The sequence below is a fragment of the Terasakiella sp. genome (assembly GCF_048267425.1).
Classification (GTDB): Bacteria; Pseudomonadota; Alphaproteobacteria; order Rhodospirillales; family Terasakiellaceae; genus Terasakiella.
This window is the reverse complement of the sequence record NZ_JBLWXN010000007.1, coordinates 34,241-50,565: the sequence shown is the minus strand read 5'-3', so window position 1 is coordinate 50,565 and position 16,325 is coordinate 34,241. Positions and strand designations below refer to the sequence as shown.

General features: G+C 46.2%; 21 protein-coding genes, 1 pseudogene and 1 riboswitch. Of the genes and pseudogenes, 6 read left to right on the top strand and 16 right to left on the bottom strand.

Going from position 1 to position 16,325, the window contains the following annotated elements; genetic code table 11:
- Nucleotides 1-108 precede the first annotated feature (108 nt).
- From ACN0VA_RS11895 to ACN0VA_RS11885, 3 genes are all read left to right on the top strand, one after another.
- Nucleotides 109-618 carry a helix-turn-helix domain-containing protein gene (locus ACN0VA_RS11895; protein WP_417821368.1) on the top strand — a complete coding sequence of 170 codons (510 nt, stop codon included), beginning with the start codon at nt 109-111 and terminating at the stop codon, nt 616-618.
- A gap of 163 nt (nt 619-781) precedes the next feature.
- Nucleotides 782-1,027 (top strand): helix-turn-helix transcriptional regulator, encoded by a 246-nt coding sequence (locus ACN0VA_RS11890; RefSeq protein WP_417821367.1) that lies wholly within the window; start codon nt 782-784, stop codon nt 1,025-1,027.
- Entirely contained in the window at nt 1,011-2,033 is a 1,023-nt protein-coding gene (locus ACN0VA_RS11885) for a tyrosine-type recombinase/integrase (protein ID WP_417821366.1), read from the top strand. Before ACN0VA_RS11890 ends, ACN0VA_RS11885 begins: the two co-directional genes overlap by 17 nt.
- 29 nt (nt 2,034-2,062) lie before the next feature.
- Here ACN0VA_RS11885 and ACN0VA_RS11880 read toward each other — a convergent pair whose 3' ends face one another.
- Complete coding sequence (locus ACN0VA_RS11880) at nt 2,063-2,623, bottom strand: HNH endonuclease (RefSeq protein ID WP_417821365.1); 561 nt, start codon at nt 2,621-2,623, stop codon at nt 2,063-2,065.
- Nucleotides 2,624-2,704: 81 nt separating this feature from the next.
- Here ACN0VA_RS11880 and gluQRS point away from each other — a divergent pair, with 81 nt between their 5' ends.
- Nucleotides 2,705-3,538 (top strand): tRNA glutamyl-Q(34) synthetase GluQRS, encoded by an 834-nt coding sequence (gene gluQRS / locus ACN0VA_RS11875; protein WP_417821364.1) that lies wholly within the window; start codon nt 2,705-2,707, stop codon nt 3,536-3,538.
- Here gluQRS and bluB read toward each other — a convergent pair.
- Together bluB and ACN0VA_RS11865 are read right to left on the bottom strand one after the other, a co-directional pair.
- Nucleotides 3,521-4,279: a 5,6-dimethylbenzimidazole synthase gene (bluB, locus tag ACN0VA_RS11870; protein WP_417821363.1), complete on the bottom strand. Its 759-nt coding sequence runs from the start codon at nt 4,277-4,279 to the stop codon at nt 3,521-3,523. The two genes, gluQRS and bluB, sit on opposite strands and share 18 nt — an antisense overlap.
- A gap of 49 nt (nt 4,280-4,328) precedes the next feature.
- A riboswitch (cobalamin riboswitch) is annotated at nt 4,329-4,524 on the bottom strand.
- A gap of 71 nt (nt 4,525-4,595) precedes the next feature.
- Nucleotides 4,596-5,435, bottom strand: coding sequence for a DUF4743 domain-containing protein (locus tag ACN0VA_RS11865; RefSeq protein ID WP_417821362.1), 840 nt, complete (start codon nt 5,433-5,435; stop codon nt 4,596-4,598).
- A gap of 37 nt (nt 5,436-5,472) precedes the next feature.
- Here ACN0VA_RS11865 and ACN0VA_RS11860 point away from each other — a divergent pair, with 37 nt between their 5' ends.
- Both ACN0VA_RS11860 and ACN0VA_RS11855 read left to right on the top strand, forming a co-directional pair.
- Complete coding sequence (locus ACN0VA_RS11860; protein WP_417821361.1) at nt 5,473-6,339, top strand: DMT family transporter; 867 nt, start codon at nt 5,473-5,475, stop codon at nt 6,337-6,339.
- Between the two features lie 134 nt (nt 6,340-6,473).
- The gene (locus ACN0VA_RS11855; protein WP_417821360.1) at nt 6,474-7,355 is read left to right on the top strand and encodes a hypothetical protein; all 882 of its coding nucleotides are present in this window, start codon (nt 6,474-6,476) and stop codon (nt 7,353-7,355) included.
- On the opposite strand, the gene ACN0VA_RS11850 is transcribed toward ACN0VA_RS11855, so the two are convergent.
- From ACN0VA_RS11850 to ACN0VA_RS11790, 13 genes and pseudogenes are all read right to left on the bottom strand, one after another.
- The gene (locus ACN0VA_RS11850) at nt 7,352-8,002 is read right to left on the bottom strand and encodes a hypothetical protein (protein WP_417821359.1); all 651 of its coding nucleotides are present in this window, start codon (nt 8,000-8,002) and stop codon (nt 7,352-7,354) included. The genes ACN0VA_RS11855 and ACN0VA_RS11850 overlap by 4 nt on opposite strands.
- Complete coding sequence (locus ACN0VA_RS11845; protein ID WP_417821358.1) at nt 8,002-8,385, bottom strand: hypothetical protein; 384 nt, start codon at nt 8,383-8,385, stop codon at nt 8,002-8,004. The genes ACN0VA_RS11850 and ACN0VA_RS11845 overlap by 1 nt, the downstream gene beginning before the upstream one ends.
- 62 nt (nt 8,386-8,447) lie before the next feature.
- Nucleotides 8,448-8,675 carry a hypothetical protein gene (locus tag ACN0VA_RS11840; protein WP_417821357.1) on the bottom strand — a complete coding sequence of 76 codons (228 nt, stop codon included), beginning with the start codon at nt 8,673-8,675 and terminating at the stop codon, nt 8,448-8,450.
- 89 nt (nt 8,676-8,764) lie between these two features.
- Nucleotides 8,765-9,151 carry a GcrA family cell cycle regulator gene (locus ACN0VA_RS11835; RefSeq protein ID WP_417821356.1) on the bottom strand — a complete coding sequence of 129 codons (387 nt, stop codon included), beginning with the start codon at nt 9,149-9,151 and terminating at the stop codon, nt 8,765-8,767.
- 180 nt (nt 9,152-9,331) lie between these two features.
- A complete protein-coding gene (locus tag ACN0VA_RS11830) occupies nt 9,332-9,772 on the bottom strand; it encodes a cell wall hydrolase (RefSeq protein WP_417821355.1) in 441 nt (146 codons plus the stop codon).
- Between the two features lie 2 nt (nt 9,773-9,774).
- Nucleotides 9,775-10,077, bottom strand: coding sequence for a hypothetical protein (locus ACN0VA_RS11825; RefSeq protein ID WP_417821354.1), 303 nt, complete (start codon nt 10,075-10,077; stop codon nt 9,775-9,777).
- Between the two features lie 92 nt (nt 10,078-10,169).
- Nucleotides 10,170-10,472, bottom strand: coding sequence for a hypothetical protein (locus ACN0VA_RS11820; RefSeq protein ID WP_417821353.1), 303 nt, complete (start codon nt 10,470-10,472; stop codon nt 10,170-10,172).
- A gap of 71 nt (nt 10,473-10,543) precedes the next feature.
- Complete coding sequence (gene terL / locus ACN0VA_RS11815) at nt 10,544-12,043, bottom strand: phage terminase large subunit (protein WP_417821352.1); 1,500 nt, start codon at nt 12,041-12,043, stop codon at nt 10,544-10,546.
- A 39-nt stretch (nt 12,044-12,082) separates the two neighbouring features.
- Nucleotides 12,083-12,433 (bottom strand): hypothetical protein, encoded by a 351-nt coding sequence (locus ACN0VA_RS11810; RefSeq protein WP_417821351.1) that lies wholly within the window; start codon nt 12,431-12,433, stop codon nt 12,083-12,085.
- 96 nt (nt 12,434-12,529) lie between these two features.
- Nucleotides 12,530-13,021, bottom strand: coding sequence for a hypothetical protein (locus tag ACN0VA_RS11805; RefSeq protein WP_417821350.1), 492 nt, complete (start codon nt 13,019-13,021; stop codon nt 12,530-12,532).
- Nucleotides 13,018-14,841: a peptidase G2 autoproteolytic cleavage domain-containing protein gene (locus tag ACN0VA_RS11800; RefSeq protein WP_417821349.1), complete on the bottom strand. Its 1,824-nt coding sequence runs from the start codon at nt 14,839-14,841 to the stop codon at nt 13,018-13,020. Before ACN0VA_RS11800 ends, ACN0VA_RS11805 begins: the two co-directional genes overlap by 4 nt.
- Before the next feature lie 14 nt (nt 14,842-14,855).
- Nucleotides 14,856-16,007 carry a hypothetical protein gene (locus ACN0VA_RS11795; RefSeq protein ID WP_417821348.1) on the bottom strand — a complete coding sequence of 384 codons (1,152 nt, stop codon included), beginning with the start codon at nt 16,005-16,007 and terminating at the stop codon, nt 14,856-14,858.
- A 33-nt stretch (nt 16,008-16,040) separates the two neighbouring features.
- Nucleotides 16,041-16,325, bottom strand: a pseudogene (locus tag ACN0VA_RS11790) (hypothetical protein); the annotation flags it as partial.

Genomic DNA, 16,325 nt, shown 5'->3' with positions numbered 1-16,325 from the left:
ACAGCGGACCCTTCGGGGTCCGTTCTTTTTTCAGAGGAATTAAAGGTTGCGCAAAAAGAAGAAAAAGTTAAAATAGTCACACTTTTCAACTACCAAATTAAGTAGATTATGAACGTAGAGATCGAAAATGATGCCGATTACTTGGTCGAAGGTGACGAGTTTCCGTACACTTTAGGCTGGTTACTTCGGAAAAAGAGAAGTGAAAAAGGTATGTCCCGTGTCAAGCTTTCAAAGTTCACTGGCATTACCACCAACACTCTTGCTCGTTATGAACTCGCTGGTTTGGAAGGTGGAAAGTATCCATCTGCGATTAAGCTTATGATCATCTGTATCCACCTAGAAATCGATCCCAGGGAAGCATTTGAATACATCAATCGCGACCCTAAAATCAGTATCTTCAAAGATGAAACTGATGGTCTTTTTTCATTCATTTATCATTTCAAATCAGACAATGAGTGGCTTGATATGAAGATGAATTTAAAGAGTTTGGAAGACATTCAAAATGCTTTTGAGGCAGTTCAATACGAAAACCATCTACTGGAAAACCGTCTTGAAAAAATGAATGAAAAGATGGATCGGATGATGCAACTATTAACAAAAAACGACTCGGAAAAATAATCTCCGAGTCGTCCTGTAAACCTTATAACATCTGGAAACGCGCCAACGCTTCCATACAAACTACGAAAGTTTTTAATATGATGTCTTCGGCTAAAGAATATAACTTCCTCCATTTCATATTTCAAGCACTTCCGTTGAACCAGCTCTACGGAGGACTACTGATATGATCGAACGAATGTTATCTGCCAACAAAGCCGCAAAGCGTTGTGGCCTGTCAATTACTAGCTTCCTAAAGTTAGTCAAAAATCATACTGCACCTCAACCAATCAGTCACCCTGACGTTAAACGTAAGCTTTGGGATATTCAGGATCTCGACCGATACATTGACAAACTCAAAGGCGGTTCTGATTTCCAGTCGCAATCCATCAACCTTTTCAGGGAGAAATTGGCAAATGCGGCAAAAGCTTAAGTATGTAACAGAGCATAAACGCCCCGGCGGCTATTCCGATTTTTATTACCGCCGAAATGGTCAACTCCAAAAGATCAAAGGTGAACGTCATAGTGATGAATTCTTGGCGAACTATGCCCGTATTCATGCCAGCTTTGAGGATACCAAAGAAAGTTGCAGAGGTGGTTTCGACCACCTCTGTGAGCAGTATCAGAAAAGCACTGACTTCCTGAACCTCAAAGAAAGTACTCGCCGGGAATATCGCCTTGATTTGGATCGTTTGCGCCAAATCTTCGGGCACATGGACTTGTGCGAAATTAAACGCGGTTTGATCAAGGAAATGCAGGCTGAATTCCATAACAAACCGGGGACAGCAAATAATCTTTTGCGCACTATGAAGAAAGTTCTCAATTTCGCAGTAGATATGGAATACATCCCTGTATCGCCAGCCGAGCGCATTAAGCGCCTTAAAGGCGGGGAGCACCTCCCTTGGACAGAAGAAGAGATCACAACCTTCCTAGAAGCTGAAACAACGCCTGTCCAAATGCGGTATGCCGTTCTGTTTGCCCTGTTCACCGGGCAACGTGTCGGTGACATCATCAAAATGCTTTGGAGCGACATCAAGGATGGTCGGGTAACTGTCATTCAGCAAAAAACAGGGGTTCGCCTTCGAATTCCCTTACACCCGAAATTGTCTGAAATCATCCCGACTATGAGCAAGGATAACGTCAACATCCTGACGACTTCCAGCAATCAACGTTGGGGTATTTCAAACTTTAAGCGCGTGTTCAAGAAAGCCAGCCGTGACGCTGGTATTCCTGAAAACAAGGTGTTCCACGGATTGCGTAAAAACGCCACCGTAATGCTTTTGGAGGCAGGCTGTTCTGTCGATGAAACCAAAGCAATTACAGGCCACAAGACAACCGCCATGATCGAACATTATGGCAAGGGAATAAACCAAGAACGCCAAGCAAATGCAGCTATGGCGAAATGGTCTAAAAGTGTAACAAGCGAGGGAAAAGTGTAACAAGGCTATGAGGGAAGCCCCGGTTTCCCTCAATCTTCCAGTTCCGTATCCCAATAAAGAAAATCCCGCCAACTCTCATGTAAATGGTTGGGCGGGAAGAAGCGGCCGTGCTCTTGAAGTTCGAAACTGCTGGGCCTATAGGGAGGTGTCATCAACTTCATCCCGGCGTCTTTGATACTGAGATGTCCCTTTCGCGTATTACATGGCCTGCATGCCGTCACAATATTTTCCCAATGGGTCCGCCCGCCCCTGCATTTGGGCTGGACATGATCAAACGTCAAATCCTGTGCTGGTAACTGCACCCCGCAATATTGACAGGAAAACATATCGCGCAAAAACAGATTGAAACGGGTAAAGGCAACCTGAGAAACCGGTTTTGCGTATTCTTTTAACGCAATAACGCTCGGCAATTTCATTTCAAGGCTGGGAGAATGCACACAGGTATCATATTCCGACACGACCTGTACCCGCCCGGTAAAGACATTTCGAATGGCTTCTTCCCAAGACCATAGAGACAGCGGGTAGTAGCTCAATGGACGGAAATCCGCATTGAGGACGAGGGCCGGGTAATGCATCGGCGAGGCATACATACGTTTAACCTCCTGTCTATCAATGATTATACCCTAACAAATCCCTATGACAAAGGAGTTACAGAATATATAAAAGTTGTCATGATAAAAGAGACCACCCGTTTTGCCCCAAGCCCCAGCGGCTACCTGCATTTAGGCCATGCCTACAGCGCCCGCTTCAGTGCTGAACACGGACAACGTTTTTTGCTGCGCATCGAAGATATAGACCAAGGGCGCTGTCGTCCCGAATTTGTCGATGCCATTTATGACGACCTCGACTGGCTTGGCCTGTCATGGGAAATACCGGTGCGTATTCAATCACAACATATGGACGATTACCAAAAGGCCATAGACAAATTGAACAATCAGGGTCTTTTGTATCCTTGTTTTTGTACACGCAAGGACATTCAGGCCGAGGTTGCCCGTTCAGCACATGCCCCGCATGGTCCCGATGGGCTTCTTTATCCCGGCACCTGTCGCAATTTAACCCAAAGCCAACGCGAAGACCTGCTGGCGGACGGCAAAGCCTTTGCATTGCGTCTTGATATGGCCAAAGCCTGCCAGTACGCAGGCCCCCTTCATTGGGTAGATCATGCGCATGGCAAACAACAGGCCACGCCGGAAATTTTCGGTGATATTGTACTGGCCCGCAAAGACACCCCGACCAGCTATCATATTTCTGTCACGGTTGATGATGATTTACAGGATATTTCACTGGTGACGCGCGGTGAAGACCTGTTCCACGCCAGCCATATCCATCGTTTGCTACAAGCCCTACTGGGTCTGAATGTTCCGCAATATCATCATCATGCACTGCTACATGGCAAAGACGGCAAGCGGTTTGCCAAACGGGACAAATCGCTGACCATCCGTTCTTTGCGTAACAAAGATTATAGCCCACAACAAGTCTGGGACATGCTAGAGGATTTCAGATAAGAAACGGCCCTCTTGCGCGGCAGCCTGTTGGTCTTTCAAGGTTTGAGTCAGTGAATTTTGTTCACTTTGGCCCCATTGATCGAAATGCAGAATATCTTCGATGGCCAAACGTTCGCGCCAATTGGCCATTTCCAATTCTGGCTTTTGATAAAAGTGGCTGACATAACCGATACAAAGATAGGCAATCACTGTAATATTTTTCGGAATACCCAAGACCTCTTTCACAGCCTTTTCGTTAAAAATACTCACCCAGCCAACGCCGAGGCCTTCGGCACGTGCCGCCAGCCATAAATTTTGTACGGCACATACACTGGAATATAAATCCATTGTCTTTTGATGGGTTCGACCCACCACGACAGGGCCGGAACGGGATCGATCACAGGTAATCACCAGATTGACCGGGCTTTCCAGAATACCTTCCAGCTTAAGGTTGCGATAGGTTTCGCGGCGTTCTTCCTCAAACATATCAGCTGCTTCATCATGGGCCGTTTTAAACAGATCGTGAACCTTTTGTTTCACCTCTTGCTGCTTCACCACCATAAAATCCCACGGCTGCATAAAACCAACAGAAGGCGCATAATGTGCAGCGGTGATTAAACGGGCAAGTTTATCATCTTCAACCGGGTCCGGCTTGAACTGCCCGCGCACGTCGCGACGTTCAAAAATCGCACGGTACACACCGTGACGGTCATTTTCACAAAAATCGATTTCAGGCTGAATAGGCAAAGTTGTTCCATCCATTTTCATTCCCCTTAAATGGATTATTTCAGAAACGAACGTCCAATCCGTTTCATCAAACTTCCCGACAGGCCGGTCTTCTGACTTCGGTTCATTCCGTTGTAAACGACCTTCCCAAGCAAAACTCAGTGGTCAAAATTGTCACAACAGTCCCCGTTACAGCGTTGGGCACGCAGCGGACTTTCACCGCTTTCCCGATTATCCTGTCTGGTTTCATCAAAACAGGCACCCGTGGGCTATGTCTGGCTTTTATATAGGTTGTTCTTCAACTTCACAATGGAAATTACAATACGTAAAAGTAGATTATAATATTTCCAAATTAACACCTCAGACCGCGGACCAATTCTTCATATTCTCTGATCTCGTCCGGATTAAGAACGCCGTGCCGAATGAGAAAATCAATAATGACAAGATTGCAATTAAATTTAAAATCAAAGGTATTTTTAACAATATCGGCAACCTCTTCCACGCCCATCAGATGAAAGCTCGCGACCTCCCCGTCCGTATTGTTCGGAACGAACTCTTTGGGGACTTCCAGGTCATAACAAAACATCACATCGGGTTTCAAACCGCCATCTGTTTCCATCATATAGCTGACCGTACCAACCGATTGAGCTTGACGTGCCAGATCTTCGGGGATCCCTGCTTCTTCACCACATTCCTTGATAATATTTTCCATGAGGCTCAGGCCTGCCGGTTGACCGCCCGCCACCATATTGTCCCACATATCCGGGCAAACCATCCTATCAGCCGCACGTTTAGCAATCCACATTTTAATCTGGCCTTTATCACGAACAAAGCCATTGATATGAACACCATAAGCCCGAATACCAAATAACGGTGTCGCGGCCCGTTCAATTAAAAATAACGGCTCCTCCCCAAAACGTGGCGATACAGCGTACAGTTCCCCACGCCATCCGTTAATTTGTTTTTTATCTTGTAACGCCTGTGTCACCTGCGCCATATGTACTGTTATGTCATCGACTTTTTTTAAGCGTAAGACATCCTGCGTAAAATCAAAAACGTCATGAAATTCTGACAATAGTGCCAGATTGTCACGCCGAACCCATCCGATGAATTGCCCTGCGGGCCCCTGAAAAGAAACAAAACGGGACAAATCGTGATTGTTACATGCCCGAATATGATCTATGTAGCCCATCGGTATATTCCCTTTTTTGAAAAATGACTGACACACCATGCAACAACGTCCCGACCATATTCAAGGTCTTATCCTCGCCACACTGGGGGCTTTGTCCCTGACACCGGACGGATTGCTTGTGCGTCTTGTCGATGCACACGACTGGACAATCGTTTTCTGGCGTGGCCTGATCATTGCCTGTTGTTTGTTTCTCTATCAAATTTTCTTTCGCCGTCGCGCAGGCCTGAAAGCTCTTTGGCCCGCCCATTTAAAAGAATGGCTTTGTATCATTCTGGCAGGTTTCGGCACCTTGTTTTTCGTTCTTTCCATCACCCATACAACGGTTGCCAACGCACTGGTCATTTTAAGCACCATGTCCTTGTTTGCCGCACTCTTGTCGCTGATCTTCTTAAAAGAACGAATTGCATTACGAACAATAATCGCAATGGGATGCGCGATCATTGGCATTGTTATCGTCTTTATCGACAATCTGGACACAACAGGTTTAAACGGCAAGCTCTTTGCTTTGGCCTGCGCCTTCGTCACCGCAGCCAACATGACCGTTATTAGAAGTGAAAAAACCATCAATGTCTTGAATGTCTTTGCCTGGGGCGGGATCGTCGTTTGTATTCCCACGCTCTATCTGGCCCCCTATCTCGTCGTCAATGTACAATCGCTCATCACATTGGGGGCGATGGGTGGTTTAAATGCTTTTGCATTTGTCATGTTAGGGTTAGGGGCAAAATATATCCCCTCTGCCGAAGTCAGCTTATTAATGTTGTTAGAAACCATTATCGGTCCCATTTGGGTTTGGGCCGTTCTAAATGAAATACCGTCTTCCAACGCTGTTATTGGCGGTGGGATTGTGGTTGGCACTCTGGCCTTGCATTCCCTTGCCAGCCTGCGCGCCCATAAAAGAGTATAATTTCAGCGACAACGAGACATTCTAAACGCCCGGCAGGGTCGTTAGACATACCCGTAAGCCCCAAACCAAATGAAATATCCCCTCTAAGCTATGCATAGGGCATGATATAATTGATTTGATGTGGAGTGCCTAAAATGAAATTAACTATATTTCTTTTTCTGGTGATGGTTCAGGTCATGTTATCTGACAATTTGCATGCAGAAGATAAGTATGATTTTTTACGAAAAGGCGAGGCTCCAAATGTCGACAGTGTTTTGGTCCCTGAGTATGCAGAGCAGGTTCCACATAGTGGCTTAGCTGCCATTGCTAAGCTTTATGAAGGAGTCGGGTTCCCCGAAGAAAAAATTGAAGAAAGAACTCGCTTCTTGAAAGCATTCTTCCTGACTTACTCTAATCAATATGCAAGAGCTTCCATCAATGCATTAAAATCCAAGAACGTTTCATCTACATTCCTTGCTGATGTTGACGATATGAGAAAGTGGTACGTCGATCTAATGGGACAACCTTCTGAGAAAATTAAGGAGGTGGCTGAACGTGAAGGTGATCGGTTACTTTCTGTAATGATGTCTAAAAAAGGGACACGAAAAGAAAAGCATCTTCAAATTATAAAAGACGCTATTGCGGAATTTGGTGACGTAACCGAGGATTGGAAGAAAGAAGCGTACTTTAAAATAATTTTTAGGTATGCACAGCAAGGACAACATAAAGCAATTTTAGAAATGGCTAAAACCTACTCGCCTAATGGTACGTTACCCGCGAACCCCTCCAAACATTATTTCTGGTTAAGGCATGCGGCTTGGATTGGTGCAGATGTAGAAGGTGATCTTAAAGAAATAAAGTCATCTTTAGATAAGAAAACCATTAGCAAAATGGATCAGTTATTCTTTACCAATAAATACCCCGATGCAATGGAAAAGCCGAAAGGTCATTGGAAGGTCATCGGCGGTCCAAATCGCCGATGGGTTCCTCCATATTTATGGGAAGATAAAGTCGCGACTACTACAGATAAAGACTAGTCTTCTCCTTCTTTTTTGGTGCAACGACTGTAAATCTCGAGTGTATTGTCACTGGCTTGCTTAAGGAGGCGTAGCTCTTCGCTTAAGTCACTCTCAACACTCTCAAGTTCTTCTAAATGGTTTTCTAGGTCACTAATTGCTTGTTCTTTACTGAATACTTCTTCGCCATTCCTATCCATCGAGCAAAGCATAACCTGAACCCATTTCAGACGACCTCTGAGTACATTCACTGAAAATGAGATACCTTCTCGTTCTTCTATTTCTGTTTCGCTTTCAAGCTCAAGAGGTAGGTTGAGTTCCATTTTTCCATTCCTGCACTCTGGATGTGGATACTCAACAGAATAGGACTCCATATTTTTGATCTCAGCTTTCACTTCATCAATAGCTTCTTGCACAGTGTCCATTGCATCTCGCGCATATTGATATTCTGCTTCGGCAGCCCAGAAATCAACTTTCTGATTTAGACATGTATCTTCTGTTCGTTTCACTGATGACTTACCTTTTTCCTCTGTTTTTTCTTGGTTAGTCGCTTGTGACTTTGCTTGACCATCAGATATCTGATAAACCACCGTATCGCCGCCTGTTTCTTGCCCCTCTTCAGCAAGAGCGAGAAGGACTTGTTTTTGATTATCAGGCAGTTTGTTCATCACCTCTTGCTCAAAACCGCCACACGTTCTTTCTTGCGATCTGATAGTTGGTTTAGAAAGTTCGCATATTCAGCTATCGCCTGATCGCCCCCGTTTTTAACTGCGTCAGCGTACAACGTTGGTAGAAATCCATTGTTGGAATAATTCAGCATAGCATCCATAGTACCGGCATTCTCAGCATGCGCTTCATTAGAAACAGGTTGCAGTTTGGTTGATTTAAACCAAGGACTTGTTTCCGGCTTTTGCTGATTGGCAGCCTGCTCCCACATGGCATTCGTTGGCTTCTTGAGTTTCGGCACTTTGACTTTCGGTAAGCCTGTCAATGGGTCGATTTTTGTCGGTTTAGGTTTGGGATTAGACACCTTGGTTGCCAGTGGATTCACCGTCGAATTTCCTTGGTTAGCGAGAGTTTCTCCAATCTTTCTTTCAGTCGGGCCACCAGGTTTCAGAATCCCATCGACCTTGAAACCATTTTCTGCTGGAAACTCTTAAGACCTTCAATCATGCCCATATCGGGAATATCCGTGATGCCATAATCCGGCACCTGATAATCCCCGATTTGAGCAAGGGCGTTTTTGGTATTCAACAGGTCATTCGGGTCAGTGTTAGATGATTGACTAATTGTGTTTCCAACACTGAACAGGTTTGAAAAAACCGGGAAAAGTGACGACATAACGATCGTCCTTTACATGGCTTGTTTGCGGACAAAAAAAAGCGCGCCTTCATAACCAAAGGCGCGCTTTTATTCGGTATTTTTAGAAATCAGGAGGCACGTTTCGCATTGTTTTTATCGTCTTTGACACTGCGCACATAAGCCTGTTCACAGTGTGTCGCACAATAAGGCTTCCCTTCAACTGCCTTGCCACCGCAAAAATGAAATCCCGGTGTGCCTGGATCGCCGATTGGCCATGCACACATACCCGGACGGAGTTTATCCATTGTGATAACTTCCGGTTCCGGTGCTTTCTTTTTCTTTGCGGGCTTACGCTGGATCGGCGATTGACGCTTAGGCAACCCCAGACGGTGGACCTTACCGACGACCGCATTTTTCGTCACATCAAGACGTCGACCAATTTCGCTGGTGGCGATACCTTCATTCCACAGCTGAGTCAAAATCTCAATTCGTTCCGGCGTCCAATCTACACTCATAACCGTTCCTTCACGATTTTCCATTCCCTTACGTACAAGCGGTCAATATAACCCAGCCGCACAAAAGGATACATAGTATTTTACGAAAAAAGTTGGCGCACATTACAGAATGAGTCAGTTTGAAGCAATACGCAAATGCCCTTTCCCTAGAAAAAACACCTTATTTCCATTTATACACAATCAAGGAATATCTTTGTAAAAGACATGATTTCCGATCTCCGCACAGGGAATACGATTACGCGCCCAAGCCGGTAACAACCCAATGCGGTGATAGTGCGTCGCCCCCTGTGTCGGATCTTTCACGCCCCCAAACAAAGCGCGCCTGGCAACGCGCAGGCAACTTGCAAACACTTTGTTCTCACCCGTAATTTTTAAAATCTGCTCTCGATTGGGATCATTCACATTCCAACAGGAAAATTGCCAAGGACGTAAACACACCCCTTCGGCATCATTGCCCCACCAATAACCGCCGCGGCGAATGGCTTTTTCAACCCGGTTGATCACCACACAAGCCACCGCTTCAAGGCCACGCACTTTTTCCCCGCGCGCTTCGCCAAACAAGGTCCGCGCCAACACATCAACCGCCTTATCCGGTGTGCGGGAATAACGACAATTACTCATACTTACACCCCGCCACGCAAAGGTTGATCCAGCTTATTTTCAATTCGTACCAAATGCCCAGTCAGACGACGTTCGACATCTTTCATATAAGCGATCGAGGCATAATTCTTGGCGACCTCCAGCTTGTAAGCAGATAAGTTTTCGCGCAATTTCCCAAATCCGGTTTCCGTATGTTCACGCATTTCAGCGCGATCATCATCATGATCTTGTCGACTTCGCCAAATCATCCAGAACAAGCCTGCCATCGCTGGCAATTCAAACGCCGTAATCCACCAGATCAGGTCGATACTCCAACTTCCGTTCATCTTCTAAATCTCCTTAAAAAAACAAAAACGCTCCGGCATCACCTGCCGAAGCGTTTCTCTTTGCTAATTTTTCTCAGTCTGGTCTTGCGCCTCTAAACACCCGTATCGTTATCACCTCTGCCCTTCAGGCTTTCCCAGGCCTCACCTGCCGAGACAACACAGGCAACGCCTGTTGGTTTTGTAACAATAATGGTCCAGCTTCCTTTGTTTGAGGCAAAAATTTCAACGACACCACCGTTCCCCGCCAATCCCATTGAAACGGGAACTTCGTGATAGCGTTCTTTCAAAGCATCAATAATGTCCACACGTTCACCACACAGGCTTTGTGCTACAGATGGGAAGGCGAAGGACATCACGGCGCAGAAAAGAATAAATGCACTAAAAACACGTTGCATGACATCCTCCTTCATTCACTTTACAGTTTAGAAATATATGGTCATCGCAAACCTATCTCTCAAGGATTCTTTTACACATCAAATTCACAATCTGCGTTTACAGAACTTGCATTCCCTCCCCAGTGGGCCATCTTCTTTCCATCCAATTCGTGCAAAGGGGTACGAGGTAAACGCACAGGCTCACTAAGCAAACATCCCGCCACCGCATCCAGCGCATCGTCTTTTGCCGAAACTGAAGGGACCCATTCCCGCATCTCGGTTGGAAACCTTGTTTTCCAGACATTGCGATGAACCCACAACGCCTTGGATGCCAGCACAACATCAAATGCAGATAGAATACGTTCCGCTTTATTCACACGAGAATGTTTTTCAATCACCGCACAAGACACCCCAGCCTTTTCCAGTTCACGGCGCAACAATCCCGGTAAAAATTTCCCCACACCGTTTGTTTCAAGGCAAACAGAAGACAAATAATATTCCCGGACAAAAGAAACCACCTGCCGACAGAGCTGGGTTGCTTCGTCAGCTTCTGCCAATTTCGTGGGGTCATGGGTCATGTACCGTAACGCATGCAACCAATAAGCCCCCTGATCATCCGTATAAAGGGCTGCGATAACACTGGCATCCCCCTTGTTGGGCGATCCGAATGACGGATCCCACCAACAACTGGCCGACACCAACTGACGATCCCCCAACGACAAGGAAGCCATCCGGTTATGTTCGTTATAGTCCAAATCCCGTTCGTAAAGCTGCATTAGATCAGGATCTAAACGGCTTTCAGAAATATTCATCGGTTGCAGCATCATTTGGCTTTCAAATTTATTTTTTCCGGTTCGTCGCTGAATTGCGGCAATGTTATTGTCAGGAAAACGTTCGGGCCATTGACTGCCCCCATTTTGATCCAGCAACGCCAGTTTGAACCTTTCAAACCCGGCGAGAAAGGCTTCATCTTCGCCATTTTCCTCCCGCACTTCATCAGCATAAATGGTATAGTACGTGTGCGGTGTACCGACATAAAGTTGCAAGCCGCCCGGCACAATCACATAATCAATTTCCTGTAAGCGCGCCCGTAGATCAAGCCGTTTAGGCGCACTATCACAGGTATTGGGGACTTCCACATCATCGCAAATTACCACATCGGCACGCGAGCCAGTAATATTAGCCCCAATTCCTTTTGCCAACATACTGGGATCACGCAATTCACTGGGGCGATTAACGGTAAACTGATCCGATGCCCATTGTTCTTTGCGTTTTGGTTTTAATCGTTTTGTCAGCGGATGACGTTCAATAATACGCTTTACATTGCGCACCATTTTTTTGGCTAAGGCAAAATCAGCGGCCATCACCATAATGCGACGGTCTGCATCCATATACAGCAGCCACGCACAAAACAAACCGACCAATGTACTTTTACCGGAATTACGAAAAGCCATAAGTAAAAGTTCACGCCGGCCTTGCATCCAGGCCTCATCCAGCCATCGACAAATTTTCAGGTGATGTTGGGGCATACTCAATCCCTGGAGCTGATCCCATAACATGACAAATTCGGGAAAGGCCACACGCTGTTTCATTGTTATTATTCTCCTTTTTCCAGCATGAACACTCATTCATCAGCATTCATTTTCCAGTCCTTTCAACGCTGCACGCGCACCTGCCAGAAGACCTGCGATTTCGTCATCCTCCGACAAAGGTTTTGTTGTTTCTTCCTCTGTATTTTCCGCCCAGCGCACAAGTTTGGTCAATAATTCCACATGAGATAAAGCGGCCTTGCAGGCGGCGTGATGTGCTGCGAAACCTTTCGCATCCTCGGGTTCTTCCGCACGTGAAAACGCTTCATAACTTGTTGTCGCACTTTGAATAAGATTGGGAAGCAAACCAGCCAGTAAACTACGCACATCTTCAATTGATGATGCTTTTTTTCGCCGTTGCCGACGCCTTATGGGTTTCGGACTTTCCTCCATTCCTTTCTCCTCTCTTCAGCTAAATTGACCCGCCCCACACAAAAAATGTGCAAAACGGGTCAACAGCCACCTATCTTCAGGCTAATCGTATCGTTTTTACGCTTCCGCCCAGATAATCAGTTTCCAATTTGCCGAGGTTAAAGTTTCACTCCCGCCGTTATCACGTCGAATAATCAGGATCGGTCCACCGCCACCAAAGACACCCGTTGTCGTGCCTATTTTTGTATGGACATGCGTCGCATCAGCACTGACCGCGATGTTATGGTTATTACCGCCAACGCCAATGTTCTGGTTAGGGAAGTCTACAATTTCCCCCGCTAAATACCCTCGTTCCGCAAGAATACACTTCAGCTTCAGGCCATGTTTTTGGGGAATAACGTCAAGGCCATGTTCCCAATCAATAGCAGCACTTGCCGTTATCGCATATTCGCCAGAAACTTGGCGCTTTGTCGTGACAGGCGTGACCGAGGGATCAAGCGCCGCAGCACCTACCGCATTTGTGGCCAGCTTATCAGACGTGATACTGCCAGCCGGAATGTGCGCCGCTGTGAGGCCGCGCGCCATTTCCCCAAGATTGCGCCCGCTCATCGCACTAACCACTCTTCAACAGTACCGGAAACATCGCGCATCTTGATCCAGTTTGGGCTGACAACTTCACCTTTAACCACGCGAAGTTTACCCATCAAACCAACACAATCCCATTCTGGACGTTCAGAACGTGGAACGTATTCTTGGTTTTCATCATAATTAGGATTGAGTTTACGACGTTGTTGTGTTGAGCGTGTTGCATCCACTGGAACAACAACGCCATCTGGCACTTCATCAACCGCATAAGAATGTTGGACATCCTCTGTTTTTTCTTCCTGAGCCGGTGATACAATTTCGTCAACCTCGTATGTTTCCGTGACCATGCGCGGAACACAGTGAACACCAACGATTGCACCATCTTCATAAAGATCAAATTCATCAAACAGCGGAATTTCTTTTGTCTCTGTTTTGACAACCTTAGTATATTTCCCATCAATCAATTCAATGGAAGAAACATCTTCGGTAATTGTTTCGGTTGCTTGAACTTCACGTTCTTTTGTGATCGTTTGGTAAACTGCTTCTGTTGCGTCCTGAACAACTTTCGTTTCCGTCCATTCCACAACTTCATAATCTTCCATGATGTATTTGTTAAAATCATCTTTCAGATATTTGTCAGCCCACTTAAGTTCAGCAGCATCACCAACGACAGTTGGACGGGCTGAAATCACACCAAATGGAATTTCCGCAGCAAGTGCCTTACGAATTTTCCCATTTTCAAGAACGACCGCCCACCCACTACGATCTTCGTTCGTTGGATTTCCGTCAGCCCATTCAAAATATTCAGCAAAGTCGGCACCGTTAGCACTCCATGCTCCATCGTGGTAAGCATTATCTGGGCGTATCATGCAGTCAAGGTCAGCACCGCCACTGGAGTAACATTGAATATAAGAATAATCAGGCGATTGGACACGGGCGGCGTAGAAACGTTGCATCGCACTTGCATAAGATGCGTTTGTCGCCCATAATCGCAAGTTTTCAACACCCGTTGCATGATGAATAAGTTGCGTATTTCCTACATTTCCGTTATTCGCAACTAACAATTTAAACTCGGATGCAGCATCTGCCCCGATACCAACGTTTCCAAGATTATTCATATGGAATTGGTTGCTATAAACACCAGCGTTTGAAGTCCCTAAACGAAGAGATGTGTTACCGCCCGTGGAATATGCCATAAGTGCGGCATCGCCTAAATTTGCATCGTATTGCACAATAAATCGGCTGGCCCAGTTTTGACCATAGCCAAGGTAAGTAAGTTCAGTTCCGGTTGAATTTAATGCAAGATCGTTTGGACGACCATTCGTGCCAATAAATAAAGTTCCGTCCGTTTGTTCGGTAATTTGTCCTACAGTTCCAGTTCCAGAAGTTAGTTGCTGATATGTCGAATTTGTATCGTGTCGCACCCGATAACGTTCATTTCCATTCATATAAGAAATAAACGGAGTCATGTCTGTTACTGTTGTTGCAACTGATTGAAATGACTCAATATTAGACACAGCATTAGAAGTAATAGTCCCGTTTGGGTGAAAATGTTGCTTAATGTTTGCCCCATCCTTATCGCGGAATACATGTGCAACAGCATCTGTGTACGACCACCCTGCCGAACGCTGCCATGAATCTCCAACCGAAGTCTTTGGCAAAATAAAGGCAGTTTCATCAGTTGTGCGAATAGATGCATCCGTTCCAGATAGGTAAATGTTTTGACCTAATGTCACATTCCCAGATACATCAAGGGTGTTAAACCAGCCTTTAAACCAGCGTTTTACACTTGTGCCAATACTCCCTTCACCATTGGCGCGAGGAACAATATTTTTAGTTGCCATGTTTCAAAATCTCCTTAAAGCGGCTGAATATCGCCGTTGCCGTCAAGCTCATATGTTTCGGAATAAATCGGGGATAGGGTTGGTTGGACATCGCCGTTGTCGTCCATTTCGAAGAAAGCGCCGTCATAGGTATTGTTGACGATATCCGCCATTTGCTGCGCATAGGTCTGCATGTTGGCTGTTTGGGTTGTGCCTTCGGCTTGAACAACCGCAGCCTGCGTTGCACCTTCGGCTTGCACATTTGCGACTTGGTTCACACCCTCCGCAACAATGGCGTCCATTTCAGCGGTAACGCTCAAAGATCCAAAAGCGCGAATTGTAACCACATCACCGGCATAAAGCGGAGAAAAACTGGTAATACTCGCCCCATCCGATGCCAAATAATCCGTTCCTTCTTCCCAAAGGGCACCATTCATATCGACGATAACAACGCCCGGCGTATAGATTAACGTTTTGGCGTGATCATCCGGTCCACTGAGTGCTGTTTCACCACCAATCGCAGTGTATTTAAAAACGGAAAATGTATGCTGAGCCGCTGACACAGCCTGATCACGGGCAAAAAGGGTAAGGTCGCGGGCCGTTTCCGTAGAAGCACGATCAACTGCCGCCGAACTTGCACTGACTTGAGCAGCCGCAGCTGCTTGCGTGGCAATCCCGGCATTTGCCTGTGCGTGTGCAATCTCATCCACATTCGGTCCCGCAACCGGTACCCCTTCATTATCAAAAATCAAACAAGCATTCGCCCGCTGCTCTTTTAAAGGTAAGACGAGACCAACATCCCCATCCGTCGGATCAAGGGTGACAGAACGAACAATCTCATCTGCATTCTGTTGTGATAATGCCACCAGATAATCCAGTTCCTGATTGATCACGGCAGCATGAAAAGCGCCGCCTTCTGCAAAATCACTCATACGTTCAATGGGTAAATAACGCCGTAGCGTCACCACCGTATTTGCCGGTGGTGGAACGTTAAAAATAACACTTCCCCCTTCGCTTTGACCGGCACCTATCACACTGTAACCAGATAGTTGACGGGCATCATCCAGATAGACTTCCAGATCCGTTTCCTTAAAAATGGCAAACGGAAAAACGAAGGTGGACAAAATCCCGTCACCCACCGCCTGTATGCGCGGGCGCACGTCTCCAATCACGATGTTTTCACTCATCGTGTTCTCCTCTTCTTCAATAAATTCAGTTGATTAAGCGTTTGCTGTAATTTCTTCGACCACAGACATCACGCTAAAAGGCAGTGGCGTGTCTTGTTCAATCCGCCATAATTTTTCAATACCGTTGGCCCGCCATCCCAACGCACGGACCGTGACATCCCCGGTAAACAATTGCGGTGCACTATCTAAAACACCTTGCGGTCCAAATTGTTTAAACGGGACATCTTTTGGACCGCGTCCGACATCCAGCTTCAAGGCTTGCGTATCTTTTAATCTCAGCGTCAATGCAACCAGCCTCAAGCGCCCCCTTGGGACGCA